Below are 373 nucleotides of genomic sequence, written 5' to 3'. Positions count from 1 at the left end.
CTCTCCTCTTTCCCTCTCTCCCTCTCCCCCTCCCTCTCCTTCTCTCTTTTTTTCTCTTCTTTTTTCTCTCTCCTTTCCTTCTCCTCCTCCCTCCTCCTTCTTCCCCTTTTTTCCCCTTTCTCCCCCCTCTCCTCCCTTTCCCCTCCTCCCCCCCTTCCCTCCCCTCTTTTCCTCTTTCTCCCTTCCTCCTCTTTTTCTCCTTTTTCCCCCTCCCTCTTCCTCCCTTCTCCTTTCTCCCCCCCCCTCCTTTTCCCTCTTTTCCCCCTTTTCTTTTTTCCCTCCCTCTCCTTCCCCCTCCCCCTCTCTTCTTTTCCTTTTTCCCTCCCTCTCTTCCTTTCTTTTCCCTCCCTTTCCTTTTTTCCCCTCCCCTTTC

General features: G+C 53.4%; 1 protein-coding gene. It reads right to left on the bottom strand.

Annotated features, from left to right (window positions below; translation table 11 throughout):
* A partial coding sequence (locus KH400_RS30085) for a hypothetical protein (RefSeq protein WP_217228380.1) occupies positions 1-373 on the bottom strand: 373 nt, incomplete at both ends.

It is taken from the genome of Desertibacillus haloalkaliphilus, assembly GCF_019039105.1.
Classification (GTDB): Bacteria; Bacillota; Bacilli; order Bacillales; family KJ1-10-99; genus Desertibacillus; species Desertibacillus haloalkaliphilus.
The sequence above is the reverse complement of the archived record's forward strand: the minus strand, read 5'-3'. Positions and strand labels throughout refer to the sequence as shown.